This window comes from Pseudomonas sp. NPDC098740 (assembly GCF_044760065.1).
Taxonomy (GTDB): domain Bacteria; phylum Pseudomonadota; class Gammaproteobacteria; order Pseudomonadales; family Pseudomonadaceae; genus Aquipseudomonas; species Aquipseudomonas rossensis.
Genome location: NZ_JBIWAM010000019.1, coordinates 41,219 through 61,031 on the forward strand (window position 1 = coordinate 41,219; position 19,813 = coordinate 61,031).

Sequence of the window (19,813 nt, forward strand, 5' to 3'; positions counted from 1 at the left end):
ATGGAATTTCTGAACGCCTTTTCCCATCTCGACTGGCCGCTGGTCCTGCAACTGACCGGGCAGCACATCACCCTCGTCGGCATCGCCGTGACCCTGGCGATTCTGGTCGGCGTGCCGCTGGGCATCCTGATGACACGCTTCCCGACACTCGCCGGTCCCTTGCAGGCCAGCGCCACGGTGCTGTTGACCGTGCCGTCGATTGCGCTGTTCGGCCTGCTGCTGCCGTTCTACTCCAAGTTCGGCCAGGGCCTGGGCCCGATGCCGGCGATTACCGCGGTGTTTCTGTATTCGCTGCTGCCGATCATGCGTAACACCTACCTCGCCCTGACCGGCGTCGACCCCGGCATTCGCGAAGCCGCCCGCGGCATCGGCATGACCTTCGGCCAGCGCTTGCACATGGTTGAGCTGCCGATCGCGGTGCCAGTGATCCTCGCCGGTGTGCGCACCGCCGTAGTCATGAACATTGGTGTCATGACCATCGCCGCCACCATCGGCGCCGGTGGCCTCGGTGTACTCATTCTCGCTTCCATCAGCCGCAGCGACATGTCGATGCTGATCGTCGGCGCCGTGCTGGTCAGTCTCCTGGCCATCTTCGCCGACCTGCTTCTGCAATGGCTGCAACGCACGCTGACTCCAAAAGGACTCCTGAAATGATCGAACTTCAAAACCTCAGCAAGACCTTCCAAAGCAACGGCAAAGATGTGAAAGCCGTGGACTCGGTAAGCCTGACCGTCAATGAAGGCGAGATCTGTGTGTTCCTCGGGCCATCGGGTTGCGGCAAAAGCACCACGCTGAAAATGATCAATCGCCTGATCAAGCCGACCTCCGGCAAGATCCTGATCAACGGCGAAGACACCACCGACCTTGACGCCGTGACCCTGCGCCGCAACATCGGTTATGTGATCCAGCAGATCGGTCTGTTCCCGAACATGACCATCGAGGAAAACATCACCATCGTTCCGCGCCTGCTCGGCTGGGACAAACAGAAATGCCACGACCGCGCCCGCGAGTTGATGAGCATGATCAAGCTGGAGCCCAAGCAGTACCTGAATCGCTACCCGCGTGAATTGTCCGGTGGCCAACAGCAGCGGATCGGCGTGATTCGTGCGCTGGCGGCCGATGCGCCGCTGCTGTTGATGGACGAACCGTTTGGCGCGGTCGACCCGATCAACCGCGAGATGATCCAGAACGAGTTCTTCGAGATGCAGCGGGCGCTGAACAAGACCGTGATCATGGTCAGTCATGACATCGACGAAGCGATCAAGCTCGGCGACAAGATTGCGATTTTCCGCGCGGGCAAGTTGTTGCAGATCGATCACCCGGACACCTTGCTTGCGCACCCGGCGGACGACTTTGTCAGCAACTTCGTCGGCCAGGACAGCACCCTCAAGCGTCTGTTGCTGGTGAAAGCCGAAGACGCGGCGGACAACGCGCCGTCGGTGAGCCCGGAAACGCCCGTGGCTGAAGCCCTGGAGTTGATGGACGAACTGGACCGTCGTTATGTGGTGGTCACTGATGGTGAGAACAAGGCGTTGGGTTATGTACGACGTCGCGACCTGCACCGTCAGACCGGCACCTGCGCGCAATACCTGCGCGAGTTCAACGCCACCGCAGTCTACGACGAGCATTTGCGCATTCTGTTGTCGCGCATGTACGAATTCAACCGCTCGTGGTTGCCGGTGATGGATGCCGAGCGGGTGTTCCTGGGTGAAGTGACACAGGAATCGATTGCCGAGTATTTAAGCTCCGGCAAGTCCCGTGGCGGCAAGACCAGTATTGTTTCGCCCGCTGAAGTGGCTGAACAGGCCGCCACCGCCTGACGCCCTCACGACAGTCGGCGCGCGGGTTATCAAACCCGCGCCCGGCTGCACTTTTATTAAGTCCAATCCCTCATCGCAATACCGGCACGAAGGTCAGCGTGGATTGCAATCCATGTTAACGGCCTCTTCATGCGATACATAAGGGCGGGCGGGTTCCAGATTCCAGGTGGGTTTGTCCTGAGCGATCTTCGGATTGGCCACATGGCAGGAGAACTGCCGCCGCATGCTGCCGCCGTCATGCCCCCAGTTCCAGTTCTTGTTATTGGCCGCAAGGTTGAACAATTCCGCATAGGCTACGTTGGTTTTGTCCGGCCCAATGGTTCTACCGCAAGCCGTCGGCGTTTCCATCAGGGAGGGAATAGTTTTTTTCATGTCAGGTTCGAAGTATTTTTCATTCCATTCGGCTTTCTCGATGTACTTCTCACATGAGCCTTTGTCTGCGTCTCCAGGTGGAACTCCCTGATCGCTTGTGTTGTAGGTAAACGTTGCGTCCTGCGCAGTGGTTTTAGGAAGCTTGACGGCAATAACCGGTATCCAATCGCCTTTGCCGGTTTTCGCCAGCGTAGCGTCGTACCAATCCTTCTGATCGCTTTGAGCGAGTTTCAGACCGGAAGGCGCGGTGTAAATAAAGCCCAATACTGGAAACTTCGGCTGCAGATCCTGCTCCCAAGTCCCTAGGCGCAATTCGGTCTGTGTCTGCATCGACTCGTCTTTTATTAGCTCTCGTGCCTTTATAAACTGATAAAAAGCGTCGCCCTTATTGAAGCTGCCACGGTCATCCATTACAAAACCACATTGCTTTTGATGATTGCTTTTTACGCGACGATAATCCTTAAACCAATCGGCAGCTGTGGTAATCCCGACGTCCTGGCAAGTATTTTCTTTTTCCGCTGTATTTGAATTGTCGGCGCATCCCTGGTCCGTCCTGTAATCAGTCCAGGCATCAATGGGAAAGGCGCATTTCACATCAAGCTTTACTTCGTCCCGGGATAAAAAGTCATTCGGCTTTAAAACAAAACCATTACTCTTCAGCAACCCGAGATCCTGATACTCGGCATCCTTCCTTAGATAAGAAACTGAAACACCGCCACTTTTGACTGACGGCGGGCTTGGATTCCAGACATGGAACCCCTTCCCGCTGTCGGTCCCCCTGAGCATCAAGCCGGAGCAATTTGAGGCAAGCCTACCGTTCCCGCAATCCCTCGGGGTGAAGTTGTAGTAATAAGTCATCAGCGTTGCCACGTCATTACCGGCGCTTGCCTGTAACCAAGGCGAACTTGATGCACACAACAAACACACGATAGCCTTCAGCAGCGTCCTAGCCGAACGAGTAGACATGAACTATTCCTCATTGATATTTCAGTCGACAAGCAACGGCTCACTCGCAGACAAACTTACGCCCACAAACAAATACCTGTTCGCCAGAGATAATTTCTCAGAAAACCTGATTTAACTCTTGAAAGCCACTTACCATTCAAGAGCAACTTTCAAACTAAGTATTTATCAATATCCGTCACCTGACCACTGTCACAAATGACAGGTTCAAACCGCAAACCAAGATCTTATTGAAATAAAAGTGGAAACACTTATAGCCAAACTAAACGTTCATTTTTGGCGGAGGGAGATTGGAAAGGTTCTGTCATCGCTCGTGGAGCGAATCCACCTCAAAAAATCCGCGTCTCGGGAACATCGCACTGTCATGCAGGTCGGTTACACAGGTGACTGAGGCGCACCGCACGACGGATGCGTGCAAAAACGCGACATTTTTTGTTGATCTCAAGCCCCTCACGCCCTAAAGTTCGCGCCGAACGTCCATGCTGGAAACGATCCATCCGGCTCAAGTACTGACGACGAGACAGCAAGGCCAAGGGAAAGCACCGCTTCCCATGGCCTTTTTGCTTTCGGCGACATGCCTTGGGAAGTAGGCGAACCAAAGTGGGGATACGGAGGACGTTCAGGAGGGTGTGTCATCAATGAAATCACGAGTGCGCCGGAGCCTGCTTTTGCGCAGGGCAAGGCGCGAGGCCCGCGGTTTGGTTGTTCCAAATAAGGGACGAGCAACGCAGCCCTGCGCAAAAGCAGGCCCGGCCCTTCGGGTTGTGCCTGAGCGCGCGCCATGCTGCGTTGCAGGCCTTGCGAAGGGAATGACCATGAGCGGCGGCCTGCGCCTTGCCTGGCACGCGCTCAGGCGCAACGCACTCGCGATTTCATTGATGACACACCCTCGCACCCATTGATTAATCTAGTTTGCCAGTAGGAGTTCCCAGCATGTCGATCAACGTCGAAGACTATTTCGCGCGCGATACCTTCAACAAAATGAAGGCCTTCGCCGACAAACAAGAAACCCCGTTCGTGGTGATCGACACCGCGATGATCAGCCAGGCCTATGACGACCTGCGCGCCGGTTTCGAATTCGCCAAGGTCTACTACGCGGTCAAGGCCAACCCGGCCGTCGAAATCATCGACCTGCTCAAAGAGAAAGGCTCGAACTTCGACATCGCTTCGATCTACGAGCTCGACAAAGTGATGAACCAGGGCGTCGGCCCGGATCGCATCAGCTACGGCAACACCATCAAGAAATCCAAAGACATTCGCTACTTCTACGAGAAGGGCGTGCGTCTGTATGCCACCGACTCCGAAGCCGACCTGCGCAACATCGCCAAGGCAGCACCGGGTTCGAAAGTCTACGTGCGCATCCTCACCGAAGGCTCGACCACCGCTGACTGGCCTTTGTCGCGTAAATTCGGCTGCCAGACCGACATGGCCATGGACCTGCTGATCCTCGCTCGCGACCTGGGCCTGGTGCCGTACGGCATCTCGTTCCACGTCGGCTCGCAACAGCGCGACATCAGCGTCTGGGACGCGGCGATCGCCAAGGTCAAAGTGATCTTCGAACGCCTGAAAGAAGAAGACGGCATTCACCTGAAGCTGATCAACATGGGCGGCGGCTTCCCGGCCAACTACATCACCCGCACCAACAGCCTGGAAACCTACGCTGAAGAAATCATCCGTTTCCTCAAGGAAGACTTCGGTGACGAACTGCCGGAAATCATCCTGGAACCGGGTCGTTCGCTAATCGCCAACGCCGGCATCCTCGTCAGTGAAGTGGTGCTGGTCGCCCGTAAATCCCGTACCGCTGTAGAGCGATGGGTGTACACGGATGTAGGCAAGTTCTCCGGCCTGATCGAAACCATGGACGAAGCCATCAAGTTCCCGATCTGGACCGAGAAGAAAGGCGAGATGGAAGAAGTGGTCATCGCCGGCCCGACCTGCGACAGCGCCGACATCATGTACGAAAACTACAAGTACGGTTTGCCGCTGAACCTGGCGATTGGTGATCGTTTGTACTGGTTGTCGACCGGTGCTTACACCACCAGCTATAGCGCGGTTGAGTTCAATGGCTTCCCGCCGCTGAAGTCGTTTTACGTGTAAGCGATATCACAAGATAGAAGGTCCATGAAAACATGGACCTTTTTTATTTCCGCAGCCATGACTCAACGTGGTCCATCATCGCCATACATTCATTAGCGCCCTCAATAGTCGCGCCCAATTTGAAATTCAACTCCCCTAGTCTGGACACACTCTTTGCCCGCAACAGCTCGTTGATCGCGCCCTCTATACGTTGATACATTTCCTCGATGAACAGCCCCATCTGCGAGTTAACAGAAGCGAACCCATCAAATAACACTGCAATATCGGCCTTATATTCTGCTGCCCTGACCACAGCGTCCCTGGAAGAATAAGCGAAGCCCCAGACAGGTGCAGTGTTATTCTCGCGAAACAACTCTTCCGCAACAGTCGGTTGTGGATGGCAATTACAGGATCGATGGTCCATCGCCCGCGTGAATACTGATTTCAGTCCAAACGACTCAACATACAGCTCCGTAATCGTATATTTCAGTTGTCGTATCGCAGCTTTTAGCTCATCAAATCGAAGAAACAACTCGTGAACCAAGTCTCGTACATCCTTTGGCGGAAATAACTTCCAGGTCGGGGACCTGGACAAACTGTACAACCTGAAATCCACTTGACCAACGGGTTCGTTCCTGGAAGTTTGCTTGGTAATTTCTAAAGATTCGCGGGCAAACGTTACGAGATCTTCAATATAAGTTCTGCATAAACGCTTGGCTTCTTCAGTGCGCCCCCAAAGCTCTTGTAGATATCGCGTATTAAACGGTGCATTGTTCAAGCGCGAATCCTTGGCCAGAACCGCCAGTTGATGGCCGCTGTTTCTACGGCGCTCAAATGCAACCGGTATACTGTTGAATGTCGGCTGCAGGGAACCAAGGAAATTGGTGTAACGATCTAATACACGCCGCTGCGCCGCGGTAAATTCATTGGCAAGTCTATTCATCTTTCATTTTAGAAGGGGTGGGCGTACGGCCCACCCCCTCGACTCCTTATGACTGCTGAATAGTCTTCATGTATTTAACAACGTCTGAGATCCGGGCAATTGCGATATCCGCTCGCAACTCGACGGGCAGCGACTTATCTTGCTTGAATTCGCGAGAGAACTTTTCAACGTCGGCAACCAGATTCGAGAATTCATTCACGTATTCCCAGCGCCCATCGTCCAGCTTGTCCAGCGTCTGTACCAATTCAATCTTCCCATCAATCTGGGCGATATCTTTAGTGTGTTTTTGCGACTGCACTCTCAGATCGCCCGCTTTATCCTTGAGCCTGTTGTACGCCGCCAGCATGTTGAGATACGAAATGGCCTCGCCAATACCAGAGATCAATTTTTTAATCGTATCAACGGCCAACAATGCGACTTGAATCTGTGGCGGCGCCATACCCAGTGCTTTTAGATTTTCCAGTGATAGCTGCGCCTCTTTACCAATTTTGTCGACTCCTGCTTTCCCGATCAAGTCAATCGCCTCGGACACGGACTTCATCTGCTCTGTCAGCTCCGCCAATTTTTCTTCGGATTTGGTTTTTAGCGCTTCAGCGAATGCCCGATCCTGCTGCAGCGAAACAACCCATTTTTCCGAGGCAGTTCTGTCATAGGGAGAGCTGATACTTGCATGAAAACTTTTTAAATCTTCAGTTTGTGCGGACATTGCATTGAATACAATTTTGAGTTCCGCCTCCATATCCTCACGAACCTCGTCCACATCGTCCGGATACTCAAGCTCTGCCTGATAGGCTTTCAGTTTTTTCTCCGCACGTTCCAATTTGATACTGTTTGTCTGCGCCTGACTGCGCAGATCAGACGTTGTCTTATTGATAGTCATCGCCAGACCATTCATTGTTCTGACAGTACCAGGCAAGTAATCGTATTGTTCGACGAGCATTTGTGCAGTGGTGTTCGTTCCTTGCACCGCGGCATCATGGCCACGCAAGTTCGCCATATTGAAAACTGAATTATCCGAATTATTAAATAGCGAAAACATCTGCACCCTACTCCTGAAAGTCAAACGATTATTCTCATATTCCTTATCTGCCTCTGCGAACACAGCCAGCAATTGATCAGAACTTACTTTTATCTGCTCCCAAGGATCAATGATACTGAGTATCTGATTTTTAAATCGCCGCAAAGAAGTTGCCTCCTCCAGCTTATCGACCTCTTGGACAGATGCATTGATATAAGTAGCCAACGCATTCCATACCAGCATAAGATTTTGAGTCGCGACTTCAGCCTCGATCGCAACGTAGCTCAGATTCTGAAGGTCATCCCGCACCTTGTTCAAGGAGTTCAGTGTCTGGCTTTTACTGGCCATTTTTTGATTAGCGGCTTGTTGCCCTTCCTTCAGTATATTTCGTTCACTGCGTATCTTTTCAGCCTTGACACCCTGATAGATGCCGAGAATCAACCCGCCAATATTGAGGGTCGCTGCCGACTTGATCGCTTCCTGTACCAGTTGGTCATATTGCTTATTTAGCTCATCAATCTCTTTCGAGCGTTGGTCAATTTCAGCTTGCAGGACCTGAATATCAGCCTGATACGTATTTTTGGAAACAAACTCTAATCGCAACTTTATTTCCGGCAACACTTCCGCGCGCATATCAGTGCCAAAGCTATCCAGTTCGGCTCTAACCCTTTCGGCCTTGTCATGACATAACTTGACCTTCGCCAGCATGTCATTGAGGTATGCCTTGATGTCTGGAACATCACCCTCAGGCAAGCCAAGATCGGGAAGATTCGGAATCTTGGCTTTAAGTTTCTGATACTCCTCCGGCGTGTTGATATTGTGCTCTTCCAGATATTTCGATGCTTTGAGATCCTCATAGACCTCTACAATTCCTTTGCCAATCCTGATAATGCTACCACCGAAAACTTTAAGGTCGGTGCCTGTCAGCATTATCTTCTCGCGCAATGGCGACCAGCGTTTAGCATGATCATATGTCATTGTGAATGTGCGTAGAAAATCCCTGGACTTAAGTCCCACACCCCCTTCATCACCTGCGCCATAATTTAAATACGCAATAACATCTTGCAGCCGAACAGGAAGAGACAACCCTAAAGTTTCATACTTCCTCAGACTGACAATCTGCTGTGCGGTCAGCTGCATTCCGGGCTCCCGGTTATATACCTCACCATCGCCAGTTGACGCTTCCACAAATACTTTGGGCGCTTTCGCCGCTGCTTGGACGATCTTATCGTCCACCTTGAATTCCATTAGAGACTCCTTGTCTTCTTCGGATGTATATAAAATTTATGTTTCCATCGATACTGACGAGTGTTTACTCCACTCAATTACAGATATCGCGCAAAAAGACTTTAATACAGCACCACAGTTATCCACCAGAGTTCAAATATATAAAATCATGACAAACCACAAGAGAAACATCGCCCTCACCCGACTTGACGTCATGACTTAAAGATGAACCCCACAAACTTACTGACCGAATCACTCACTTAAACAACAACGGCAAAATCCCGGCGGATACTTTATCGCCAGACCTTTATGTCATAGGAACCAAGATAATAAGCCTTGTTGTGCGGTGCTCTTTATTGCGCAACCCTGCGTATCAAGGCAACTTCGCTATTAAGAAGATAGAAGTAACGATAAACCGTTACAGGCCGGCCAGCTGGGAAAATCGCTGCCGGTAAGCATCAGCCATCTCACGAATTTGCGGATGATGTGCGTCTAGTAATGACTCACTGCTCACCCGCAAGAAATTCACATTCCCCCCGACCAGCGCCTTGCGCAACCAGCCAAGTGCTTCATAGACTCGCCCCTCATCGGCCAGCACCGCCGCGTAACTGAACTGCCCCCGAAAATCCCCACCTTCGGCAGATCGCTGATACCACTGCCGTGCCGCGAGTGGATCAGCGAGGCAAACCTTGCCATCTTCCAGATAACGCCCCAGCAGGTTCATCGACTTCGCATGGCCCAACGCGGCCGCCTGGCGATACAGGTTCAGCGCTTGCAACTGATCCTCGATCACCCCGCGCCCGGTGGCCAGCAGATTGGCGTAGTTGTACATCGCCCAATCCAGTCCGGCTTCGGCGGCCTGGCGATAATGCTCCGCAGCAACCGAAGCATCGGCAACGCAACCCCAGCCATGTTCATGACAACGACCGAGCATGTTGCGCGCCATCAAGTGCCCGCCCTGGGCGGCGATCTCGAACCAACGTAAGGCCAGCGGCTGATCCTTCTCGATACCCTGCCCATCCAGCAGAATCTGCCCGAGCAAGGCCTGCGCATCGAGTACACCTTCACGGGCGGCGATCAGAATCGCCTGTGCCGCGCGCGCCGGGCTTTCGTCGAGCATGGACTTGAGCCGATCACCGTCGAGGACTTCCTCGCGGCGCAGTTGATAACTCATACCTCGACCCAGCGACGCAACAGGTTGTGATAAGTACCGGTGAGGCGAATCAGCGAAGGGTGATCGGGCATGTCCTGGGTCAGCTGCTGGATCGCCCCGTCCATCTCGAACAGCAAGGCGCGCTGGCTGTCCTCCCGGACCAGGCTTTGGGTCCAGAAGAACGAGGCGTAGCGAGTGCCGCGCGTCACGGCGTTGACCTTGTGCAGGCTGGTGCCGGGGTACAGAACCATGTCGCCGGCAGGCAACTTCACCCGTTGGGTGCCGAAGGTGTCCTGGATTTCCAGCTCGCCGCCGTCGTAATCGTCCGGTTCGCTGAAGAACAGAGTGGCCGACAAATCGGTGCGCACCCGCTCGATGCTGCCTTTGGGCTGGCGCACGGCGTTGTCGATGTGAAAGTCGAAACTGCCGCCGGCCGTGTAACAGTTCAGTAACGGAGGAAAGACCTTGTGCGGCAACGCAGCTGACATGAACAGCGGATTTTTCCACAGCCGTTCCAACATCGCCGCGCCAACTTCCTTGGCCAGCGGATGACCTTCAGGCAGTTGCAGATTGTGCTTGGCTTTGGCCGACTGGTAGCCGGCAGTGATTTTGCCGTCGGCCCAATCTGCCTGCTCCAGGGCCTCGCGGATGCGCTGCACTTCTTCTTTCGCGAACACGCCGGGAATGTGCAGCAGCATGGGATGACACCTGAAGACAAAGAGACGGCAATGGTATTGATTCTTATTGACCCTGTAAAACCCCCGCGACGTACGAGACAGCAAAAACCGTAAGGGTAAATTGTAAAGAATGTAAATTCCTCGCGAATAGTAACGTTTCGCAATTGATACAAATACCTGTTTACCCTATATTCCGCGGCCTCAAATCCTTGGGGAGGGGAATTCTCATGTCACGCCAACAACTACAATTACCGGTCAGTTCACCGCGTTTGCTCGCGTCTGCAATTGGCGTGGCGATCACTGCCAGCTCTGCGGGCCACATGGCTTTCGCGGCTGAAAAGACCGACGAAAAAGCACCGAGCAACGTGATTTCCCTGGGCGCTACCGATATCACCGGCGCAGCCCAGGACGAGACCTCCTACAAGACCGATACCTCGGCCAACAAGAAATACACCGCGCCGCTGCGCGAAACGCCGAAAAGCGTCACCGTGATTCCACAACAAGTGATTCGCGACACGGGTGCCACCAGTCTGGTCGACGCGCTGCGCACCACACCGGGTATCACGTTCGGTGCCGGTGAAGGCGGCAACCCGGCCGGCGATCGCCCGATCATTCGCGGCTTCAATGCAGAAAGCGACGTGTTCATCGACGGCATGCGCGACCCGGCCTCCCAGAGCCGCGAGATCTTCAACGTAGAATCGATCGAAGTCAGCAAGGGCCCGGGATCAGCCTTCACCGGCGCCGGTTCCACCGGTGGCAGCCTGAACCTGGTGAGCAAGACCGCCAAACTGGGCAATGCCTACAACGGCGGTTTCACCTGGGGCTCGGACCAGACCAAGCGCACCACCCTCGACCTGAACCAGCAGATGACCGACACCTCGGCCTTCCGTCTGAACCTGATGAAGCACGAAGCCAACGTCGCCGGCCGTGATGCCGTGGACGTCAGCCGTTGGGGCGTGGCACCTTCCTTCGCGTTCGGCCTGGGTACCGACACCCGCCTGACCGTCGGCTACTACCACGTCGAAACCGACGACATGCCCGACTACGGCCTCCCGTTGACCTTGAGCCCCAACCGCAGCAAGTACAACGTCGATAAACCTGTGCATGTCGATCGCGACAACTTCTACGGCCTCACCGGTCGCGACTATCGCAAGACCAGCAATGACAGCGGCACCCTCAAGATCGAACACGATCTGAATGATGACCTGACCGTGTCGAACAGCTTCCGCATGTCCCGTTCGACCCTCGACTACATCGTCACCAACCCGGACGACAGCAAGGGCAACGTGGCTCTTGGCAGCGTGTATCGCGGCGCGAAAAGCCGTAACTCGACGTCCAGCGGCTGGATCAACCAGACCGACCTGAGCGCCAAGTTCAACACCGGCGCTATCGAGCACAGCCTGGTCACCGGCCTTGAGTTTTCTTATCAAGACACCCACAACCGCCCGTACATCCTGACCTCGACCGCCAGCGGCACCCGGTGCAACCGCGCCCTGTTCAACTCTGGCGACTGCACCAGCCTGCAAAACCCGACGCCTGGGGATAACTGGAACGGCTCGATCACCGACAGCGCCGCGTTCACCGACACCGACACCAAGACCGCTGCGGCCTACGTGTTCGACACGCTGAAGTTCAACGAGCAATGGTCCCTCAACCTGGGCCTGCGTTATGACAACTACCAGGTCGAATCCAGCGGCCACGCCAACGCGAGCAGCACAGCGCCAGCGAACGACTTCTCCCGTGAGAACACCAGCGACCTGGTCAACTACCAGATCGGCGTGGTCTACAACGTGTTGCCTAACGGCAGCATCTACGCGGCCTACTCCACCTCCAGCAACCCGTCCGGTGAAACCAGCGGCAATGGTGGCCTGGAACTGGCGGCGAACAACACCGATCTGGACCCGGAAAAGAACCGCAACTACGAGATCGGCACCAAGTGGGACTTCTTCGGTGACGACCTGTCGCTGACCGCCGCACTGTTCCGCACCGAAAAAACCAACGCCCGCATCAACGATCCGGACGGCGGCACCACTCAAGTGCTGGACGGCGAACAGCAGGTCAATGGTGTGGAACTGAGCTACAGCGGCAAGCTCACCCGTAACTGGAGGGTCTTCGGCGGCTACACCTACATGGAAAGCGAAGTGGTCAAAACCACCCTCGCCGCCGATGAAGGCAACCACATGCCGAGCACTCCACAGAACAACTTCACGTTCTGGTCGACCTACGATCTGGTGCCGGACAAGTTGACCGTCGGTGCCGGTGCGACCTACGTCGATTCCCAGTTCGGCAACGTCGCCAACTCGGTGGAGATCCCGTCCTACTGGCGTTACGACGCGATGGCCAGCTACGCCCTGACCAAGAACGTCGACCTGCAACTCAACGTACAGAACCTGACCGACGAGCGTTACTTCGATCAGATACTGCAGAACCACTACGCCCACGTGGCGGCGGGCCGTACCGCCCTGCTGAGCGCCAACTTCCACTTCTAGCCCAAAACTGTAGGAGCTGCCGAAGGCTCGGGCCGCGTTCGGACGATCTTTGGCATCGCTGAAATTGCCAAAGATCAAAAGATCGCAGGCTTCGCCAGCTCCTACATAAGGCCAGGCCCCGTTCATCCAGGTGAACGGGGCTTTTGTGCGTAATAAAGAATGTTTCTCGACAACCCACGGCATAATGCGCGCCGTGATCATTATTTTCGAACGAACAAGGCGAGCGACGTGTTGAAGAAAACCCTGTTCCAGTTGCACTGGTTTTTCGGCATCAGCGCCGGACTGGTCCTGGCCCTGATGGGCATCACCGGGGCGACGGTATCGTTTCAGGATGAAATCCTGCGCGCGCTGAACCCTTCTGTGTTGCAGGTCGAGAAGCAGGTCGCCGGCGTCCTGCCGCCTGCCGAACTGGTGGAGAAAATCGAGGGCGCCTCGGGCAAGAAAGTCTCGATGCTCTGGGTCGAGACCGACAGCGGTAACGCCGCGCGCGTGATCTTCACTCCGCCACCGGGCGAACGCCGTGGGCAGATGCGCTACTTCGACCCATACACCGCCGAGTTCATGGGCGACGCCACTGGCCAGGATTTCTTCGGCCTGATGCTGCAACTGCACCGTTTCCTCGCTATGGGCGATACCGGTCGGCAGATCACCGGCGCGTGCACGCTGATTCTGGTGTTCTTCTGCCTGTCCGGTCTTTACCTGCGCTGGCCGCGTCAGTGGAAAAGCTGGCGCGCCTGGCTGACCCTCGACTGGAAGAAAAAGGGCCGCAGCTTCAACTGGGATTTGCACTCGGTGGCCGGTACCTGGTGCCTGGTGTTTTACCTACTGGCAGCGCTCACCGGGTTGTCCTGGTCCTATGAGTGGTACAACAAGGGCCTGACCCGATTGCTTTCCGACTCACCGCAGAACGAGCGCGTTCGCGGCGGTCGCGGCCCGGCGCCAAGCGGCCCGGCGCCCACCGTCGATTACGCAGCGATGTGGAGCAGCATCTACAGCGCTGCCGGCCCGGCACTGAGTGCCTACAACATCCGCATGCCGCCCGTGGCCGGACAACCGGCCACCGTGTTCTACCTGTTGAACAGCTCGCCCCACGACCGCGCACTGAACAAGATCTCGCTGGACCCGGCGACCGGTATCGTCGCGCGGCATGATCGCTACAGCGACAAGAGCCTCAAGGCGCAACTGCTGACCAGCATTTACGCGCTGCACGTCGGCAGCTACTTCGGAATCATCGGGCGGATCATCCTGACGATTAGTGCGCTGACGATGCCGCTGTTTTTCGTCACTGGCTGGTTGTTGTACCTCGATCGTCGACGCAAGAAAAAACAGATCAAGGATGCCCGCAAAGACCTCGCACAACCGGACAGTGACGCACCGGCGTGGCTGATCGGCTTCGCCAGCCAGAGCGGCTTTGCCGAGCAACTGGCGTGGCAGACCGCCGGGCAATTGCAGGCTGCGGGCCTGCCGGTGAAGGTTCAGCCGCTGGCGGACGTCAGCGAGCAAGACTTGCGTGATTCCAGCAATGCGTTGTTCGTGGTCAGCACCTTCGGCGACGGTGAAGCACCGGACAGCGCCCGGGGGTTTGAGCGCAAAGTGCTGGGCCGGACGTTAAGCCTGGAAAGCCTGAACTACGCCGTGCTGGGGATTGGCGATCGCCAGTACCAACATTTCTGCGGTTTCGCTCGACGCTTGCACACGTGGCTGGGCGAGCACGGCGGCAAGACCCTGTTCGCCCCGGTGGAAGTCGACAGCGGCGACCCTTACGCCTTGCGTCACTGGCAGCAGCAACTGGGTCTGCTGACCGGACAGGCGCCCGTGGACACCTGGCAAGCGCCAAGCTATGACAACTGGAACCTGACCCGCCGTGAGCTGCTCAACCCTGACAGCAGCGGTTCGGGCGTTTACTTGCTCGGCCTCACCGCCCCCACCACCAGCAGTTGGCTGGCCGGTGACCTGGTGGAAGTGTTGCCGCGCAATTGTCCGTGGGCGATCGAACATTTCCTAGACGGCCTGGGCATTGACGGTCGCGCCACGGTTGCGCTCGATGGCCTGTCGCAACCTCTGGAGCAAGCCCTCGCCAGTCGACAACTGCCGGAAAACAGAGCTCACCTGGTCGGCCTGCATGCCCAGGCGCTAATGGATGCGCTGGTGCCCTTGGCCATGCGCGAATACTCCATTGCCTCGATCGCCGCCGATGGCATCCTCGAACTGATCGTGCGCCAGGAACTGCATCCTGACGGCAGCCTGGGCGTCGGCTCCGGCTGGCTGACCGAACACGCCCCGGTGGGCGCCACCATCAGCCTGCGCGTACGGCGCAACAGCGGTTTCCACCTGCCGACCGAGCCGGTACCGATGATCCTGCTGGGCAACGGCACCGGCCTGGCCGGGCTGCGCAGTTTGCTCAAGGCGCGGATTGCCGATGGGCAGCAACGTCATTGGCTGTTGTTCGGCGAACGCAATCGCGAGCATGACTACTTGTGTCGCGATGAGCTTGAGGAGTGGTTGATTTCGGGCGATCTGGAGCGGCTGGACCTGGCGTTCTCGCGGGATCAGGCCGAGAAGATCTACGTGCAGGATCGACTGCGCGAATCGGCGGGCGAGTTGAAAAAATGGCTGGCCGAGGGTGCGGTCATTTACATCTGCGGCAGCTTGCAAGGGATGGCTTCAGGCGTGGATCACGTGCTCAACGAAATACTCGGAATTGCAGAGGTCGACCGCCTGATCGAGCAAGGCCGTTACCGCCGCGACGTCTACTGACCCCGCCACATCCCATGTGGGAGCAAGCTCGCTCCCACAGGGATCTGGTGTCTGCTCGCGACTTCATTTCAAACCGGCTGCAATTTCTGTTCGAAAACAGAACCCCCATCCAGATCCCGCAACACCACACTCATCTCCCCCGTCTGCCCATCAATATTCACCTCACCAAAAAACTGGAACCCGGCAAACGGTGAGGTGTTCTGTGCCGGCGGTGCTTTCTCAAACACCACCTGCGGACCAAAGGTTTTATCCATCTGATCAGGCCCGAAGCTACCCGCATTCAAAGGCCCGGCGACAAACTCCCAGAACGGTTCGAAATCCTGAAACGCCGCACGGTCCGGGTGGTAATGGTGCGCGGCGCAGTAATGCACATCCGCCGTCAGCCAGACAAAATTGCGCACCTGCTGCGCCCGCAGAAAACCCAACAATTCGGCGATTTCCAGTTCACGCCCCTGGGCCGGTCCCGGATCGCCATTGGCCACGGCTTCCCAACGCATCACACCGGGGCTGACTTCACCATCCGATACGCCGAGACCAATCGGCATGTCGGCGGCGATGACTTTCCACTGGGCATTTGAGGCCTTCAACTCACGCTTGAGCCAGTCCAGTTGTTCACGGCCAAGGAAAGGTTTAGCGGCACCCAGGTTGTCGTCATTGGCCCCGCGATAGCTGCGCATATCGAGCACGAACACATCGAGCAATGGACCGTAACCGAGCTTGCGATAAACCCGCCCGCCACCATCGGCGCTCTGCAACCGCATCGGTGCGTATTCGAGCCAAGCCTGACGCGCGCGACCGACCAGGCTGTGGATATCTTTGATCTTGTAGCGATCATCCAACGGCTTGCCCGGCGACCAGTTGTTGACCACTTCATGGTCGTCCCATTGCCAGATCTGCGGAACCTCGGCGTTGAAGCGGCGGATGTTTTCGTCCATCAGGTTGTAGCGGTAATTGCCGCGATAGTCGTCGAGGGTTTCGGCCACTTTGCTCTTGGCTTCAGTGGTGATGTTGCGCCACACGCGGCCGCTCTCTGTGCTGAGCTGCGCAGGTACGGGGCCGTCGGCGTAGATAGAGTCGCCGCTGTGGATAAAGAAGTCTGGCAGGCGCAAACGCATGGCATCGTAGATGCGCATGCCGCCGATGTCCGGGTTGATGCCGAAGCCCTGGCCGGCGGTGTCGCCGCTCCAGACGAAACGGATGTCGCGACGGGTTTGCGGCACGCTGCGCAGATGGCCGAACCAGGGTTCGCTGGCGACGCCGCTCTGGGCGTCTTCGAAGTGCACGCGGTAGAAAATCGCTTGGTCGGCGGGCAGGCCCGTGAGTTCGACGCGGGCAGTGAAATCGGTATTGGACACGGCCAATGGCGAGACAAAACGACGAGGGTTACTGAACAGGCTACGGGTGTCCCACTCCACCACCATGCGCGCCGGGCGATCACATCGGCTCCAGATCATCGCCCGATCGCCCAGCACGTCGCCGGACTGCACGCCATCGGTGAGTTGTGGCCGATCCTTGACCGAGGCAATCACCGCCGGCGCCAGGCCTGGCAACAACAGCCCGGCACCGACGGCTTGTATGACACGACGGCGACCGAGGTCGAATTCGCTCATGGTGTTCTCCCTGAAAAGGAAAACTTAAGCATGTACGCATGACGCTGATGTGAAAATGCGATCCCTGTGGGAGCGAGCTTGCTCGCGATAGCGGCGCAACAGTCACCAATTTCTTTGAATGTTAAACCGTCATCGCGAGCAAGCTCGCTCCCACAGTATCCGGCGGCTAGCCGGGCGGATCGAGATTATCCAGCACCCGGTTCACCGCCAGTTCTCCCAGCATGATCGACTGCTGAATCCCTAACATCGTGTTGCATTGCGATCCTTGCAGATACCTCGCGAAGTCACTTGCCATGACGTTCGCTGATGCCAGTGATTCACAGGCGTATTCCAGCAACGTTTGGTTGTCGATTTCGGGAGCGATCACGAAGATGCTGCTGGGTTGGCGCGGGGAATCGAGGGCTCGGTCAACGGTATCGTAGAGCTTTTCAGAATCGAGGTCTTCGTTTGGGGATGCCGGGTCAGTGTCCGGCGGATTAGGCGTTACCTTGAACATAATTTGCTGCTCCAGACTGGAGCCGTTTCGCTTCTCTACTAAAAGAAGGGTGGCGGCTGTACGCAGGTTAGTAGACCGGGGAGTCAGCAATACCGGCGCGCCCAAAGGCGCCCTACGCACAACCACCATCAAGTGCAGGGATATGAATACCTGACTGAATGGAGCTCATGCACATTACTGACAACCACGGGCTACTAAACCCGATCACTGAGGATCAGTGACGCAAATCAAGTTACCGATGGCCGCCACGGCGCACAAGCCGGCGGATTCTGGCGTAGTTGTAGGCAACGACGCAACGTCGTGTAGCCCCAGGACGACGGCATTTTGATGCAAAACATCGCGGCTCCCGGCCCTATCAAGGAATAGGAAATTTCAGCGCCATATTTGGGAAACGTCCTAACGCCAGCCCTGAGCGAGCCAAGTAGGTTCGAGGCTCCCCAGCCACACTCAGAACAGGACGCCTATGGCTCGCAACAAGGACATCCCCCAAGTCTGGGAACACAGCAGTGGTGGCGGCGGCTCGGGCATTGGATACCGTTACCTGCGAGACATGACCCCGACTGAGTTAGCCGAGCGCAATGCCAGACAAAAGTCTTACGACGATATGCTAGCTAGACAACAGCGGTATGAAGACCGTCTCGTTCGTCAATCCGAAAAGCAACAAGACTCCAAAACCAAAGGCTGCGTATTCGCCAAAAGCTGCAATCTTCCAGACGGCGTAATCGATCACAACAACCCTGCCGGGTTTGTCCCCGTCGAGAAACTGACTGACTACGGGTCGTGGGCCGTGCTTGGCACAGGGGTCGCGATCACCGCCGAAGGGATTCCACTGAAACTGGTGGGTGCCTCGGCAACGGGCGGCGTCATTTCCCAACGTCTCGGCGGTTCTCTTGCTCTGCGTCTACTAACAGGCTCAGCAGTTGTAGCGACTGGTGCAGCGGTCGGGACAGTTGCGCTATTGATGCCGAACACCAGCATTTCGCCAGACAGTGCCTTTTACCAAAACGAGCAATACGCAATGCTGGATACGGGGCGAACTCGTGTCCGTATCAACGTAACGACATTACCGGATGGCTCAGTCAACGCTTACGGCTTTTACACAGGAGGGAAAAAAGACTGGGAGTTTGTCCCGGTCATCAAGGCCATTCAAGAAGGCGAGAATTTTGTTGCTGACATCGGTAACGGGATTGGCCTGACCTGGACGCCAGCAGCGAATCCTGACGTTGTACTGGGAATTCCTGCATTGGAAGGCGCCCCGCCACTACCGTCTGTATGGGTGCACCCGCCCACCGAGCAAGCCAACAAAGCATTAGTGAACCCGGAACATCCGCCTGAGTATCAGGATGCGATCATCTGGTTCCCTGCCGATGCAGGACTTGAGCCGATCTATATTGTTCTGAGCGTGCCTGGAGACCACAAATACCGCCCTGCTCCTACGACACTCCCGGCTTTTCCAGATGTAAAACCTGCTCCGTTAAAAACTTCAGTGCGTGGTGGTGGTAAAAAGCGTCGGCGATGGAAAGATCCCTCAGGAAGGATTTATGAGTGGGATTCGCAACATGGCACCGTTGAGATGTACACCAAGCAAGGAAAACACCTTGGGGAGTACGACCCGCAAACAGGGGAGCAAACCAAGCCCGCTGACCCGTCTAGGAAAGTAGAAAAATGAAACATGTCATAGAGGTCTTCGACAGACACAGTGAGGAACTTCTCCTGAGTGTGGAAATACCCAACAGTCGTCACAAAGAGCTAGCAAAACTAATGGATTGGCAAACACCGGAGGATGAGTTTGATGGCTACGACCTTTCTCCAGAACAAGTGCAAACACTTGAAACCTGGACTGGCAAGATCCTGGGAGACGCAAACCACATCGTGCAGTTGGTGTGCGTTGATTGATTTACTCCACCGCCATGAAATACAAACTGAAGTTTCAGATTTACGGAATACCTGAAAACGGTGACTTGGCTGTATTCGAGGTGGATTTGTCCCGGTCCATTACAACGGATGCCCTGATGCCGATAATGGCTTGGCATGAAGAAGAGGATGCCATGGCAAGTTATCTACTATCCGCCAGGCAGGTTACAGCCATTGAGAATCTCGCAATGATTGTACTTCCCAAGGAGCTAATGCTGTATCTCAGCAGCTACGAGGAGCCGTGAATGGCGCGCAACTCAGGGCCTGGATTTAAAGAAACATGAAGCATGGTGACGTT

General features: G+C 55.9%; 15 protein-coding genes. 8 read left to right on the forward strand and 7 right to left on the reverse strand.

What is annotated here, in order from left to right:
- Together ACIQU2_RS21310 and ACIQU2_RS21315 are read left to right on the forward strand one after the other, a co-directional pair.
- Positions 1–654: an ABC transporter permease gene (locus ACIQU2_RS21310; RefSeq protein ID WP_403143796.1), complete on the forward strand. Its 654-nt coding sequence runs from the start codon at positions 1–3 to the stop codon at positions 652–654.
- On the forward strand, positions 651–1,820 hold the full coding sequence (locus ACIQU2_RS21315; protein ID WP_347803570.1) for an ABC transporter ATP-binding protein: 1,170 nt from the start codon (positions 651–653) through the stop codon (positions 1,818–1,820). Before ACIQU2_RS21310 ends, ACIQU2_RS21315 begins: the two co-directional genes overlap by 4 nt.
- A 93-nt stretch (positions 1,821–1,913) precedes the next feature.
- Here ACIQU2_RS21315 and ACIQU2_RS21320 read toward each other — a convergent pair whose 3' ends face one another.
- The gene (locus ACIQU2_RS21320) at positions 1,914–3,158 is read right to left on the reverse strand and encodes a DUF2599 domain-containing protein (protein WP_403143798.1); all 1,245 of its coding nucleotides are present in this window, start codon (positions 3,156–3,158) and stop codon (positions 1,914–1,916) included.
- Positions 3,159–4,088: 930 nt separating this feature from the next.
- Between ACIQU2_RS21320 and ACIQU2_RS21325 the strand changes: the two genes are divergently transcribed.
- Positions 4,089–5,252 (forward strand): type III PLP-dependent enzyme, encoded by a 1,164-nt coding sequence (locus tag ACIQU2_RS21325; protein ID WP_033058084.1) that lies wholly within the window; start codon positions 4,089–4,091, stop codon positions 5,250–5,252.
- 43 nt (positions 5,253–5,295) lie between these two features.
- Here ACIQU2_RS21325 and ACIQU2_RS21330 read toward each other — a convergent pair whose 3' ends face one another.
- From ACIQU2_RS21330 to ACIQU2_RS21345, 4 genes are all read right to left on the reverse strand, one after another.
- Entirely contained in the window at positions 5,296–6,174 is an 879-nt protein-coding gene (locus ACIQU2_RS21330) for a hypothetical protein (protein ID WP_403143799.1), read from the reverse strand.
- 46 nt (positions 6,175–6,220) lie between these two features.
- Positions 6,221–8,440, reverse strand: coding sequence for an alpha-xenorhabdolysin family binary toxin subunit A (locus ACIQU2_RS21335; protein ID WP_403143800.1), 2,220 nt, complete (start codon positions 8,438–8,440; stop codon positions 6,221–6,223).
- Positions 8,441–8,837: 397 nt separating this feature from the next.
- A complete protein-coding gene (locus ACIQU2_RS21340) occupies positions 8,838–9,593 on the reverse strand; it encodes a tetratricopeptide repeat protein (protein WP_403143802.1) in 756 nt (251 codons plus the stop codon).
- Positions 9,590–10,270, reverse strand: a complete 681-nt coding sequence (locus ACIQU2_RS21345; protein ID WP_008148973.1) for a Fe2+-dependent dioxygenase — start codon at positions 10,268–10,270, stop codon at positions 9,590–9,592. The genes ACIQU2_RS21340 and ACIQU2_RS21345 overlap by 4 nt, the downstream gene beginning before the upstream one ends.
- Positions 10,271–10,476: 206 nt before the next feature.
- On the opposite strand from ACIQU2_RS21345, the gene ACIQU2_RS21350 reads away from it, so the two are divergent.
- The gene (locus tag ACIQU2_RS21350) at positions 10,477–12,738 is read left to right on the forward strand and encodes a TonB-dependent receptor (protein WP_403143803.1); all 2,262 of its coding nucleotides are present in this window, start codon (positions 10,477–10,479) and stop codon (positions 12,736–12,738) included.
- 228 nt (positions 12,739–12,966) lie between these two features.
- Positions 12,967–15,495: a PepSY domain-containing protein gene (locus ACIQU2_RS21355; protein ID WP_403143805.1), complete on the forward strand. Its 2,529-nt coding sequence runs from the start codon at positions 12,967–12,969 to the stop codon at positions 15,493–15,495.
- 68 nt (positions 15,496–15,563) lie between these two features.
- Here the strand turns inward: ACIQU2_RS21355 and ACIQU2_RS21360 are convergent, their stop codons facing one another.
- Both ACIQU2_RS21360 and ACIQU2_RS21365 read right to left on the reverse strand, forming a co-directional pair.
- Positions 15,564–17,105 carry an alkaline phosphatase D family protein gene (locus ACIQU2_RS21360; protein ID WP_403143806.1) on the reverse strand — a complete coding sequence of 514 codons (1,542 nt, stop codon included), beginning with the start codon at positions 17,103–17,105 and terminating at the stop codon, positions 15,564–15,566.
- A 166-nt stretch (positions 17,106–17,271) separates the two neighbouring features.
- Entirely contained in the window at positions 17,272–17,601 is a 330-nt protein-coding gene (locus tag ACIQU2_RS21365) for a DUF6124 family protein (protein WP_403143808.1), read from the reverse strand.
- Positions 17,602–18,064: 463 nt separating this feature from the next.
- Here ACIQU2_RS21365 and ACIQU2_RS21370 point away from each other — a divergent pair, with 463 nt between their 5' ends.
- The 3 genes from ACIQU2_RS21370 to ACIQU2_RS21380 are packed head-to-tail and all read left to right on the forward strand — an operon-like array spanning position 18,065 to position 19,760.
- The gene (locus ACIQU2_RS21370) at positions 18,065–19,270 is read left to right on the forward strand and encodes a colicin E3/pyocin S6 family cytotoxin (protein WP_403143810.1); all 1,206 of its coding nucleotides are present in this window, start codon (positions 18,065–18,067) and stop codon (positions 19,268–19,270) included.
- On the forward strand, positions 19,267–19,497 hold the full coding sequence (locus ACIQU2_RS21375) for a hypothetical protein (RefSeq protein WP_347803579.1): 231 nt from the start codon (positions 19,267–19,269) through the stop codon (positions 19,495–19,497). The genes ACIQU2_RS21370 and ACIQU2_RS21375 overlap by 4 nt, the downstream gene beginning before the upstream one ends.
- Positions 19,494–19,760 carry a hypothetical protein gene (locus tag ACIQU2_RS21380; protein ID WP_347803580.1) on the forward strand — a complete coding sequence of 89 codons (267 nt, stop codon included), beginning with the start codon at positions 19,494–19,496 and terminating at the stop codon, positions 19,758–19,760. Before ACIQU2_RS21375 ends, ACIQU2_RS21380 begins: the two co-directional genes overlap by 4 nt.
- The last annotated feature ends 53 nt before the right edge of the window (positions 19,761–19,813 follow it).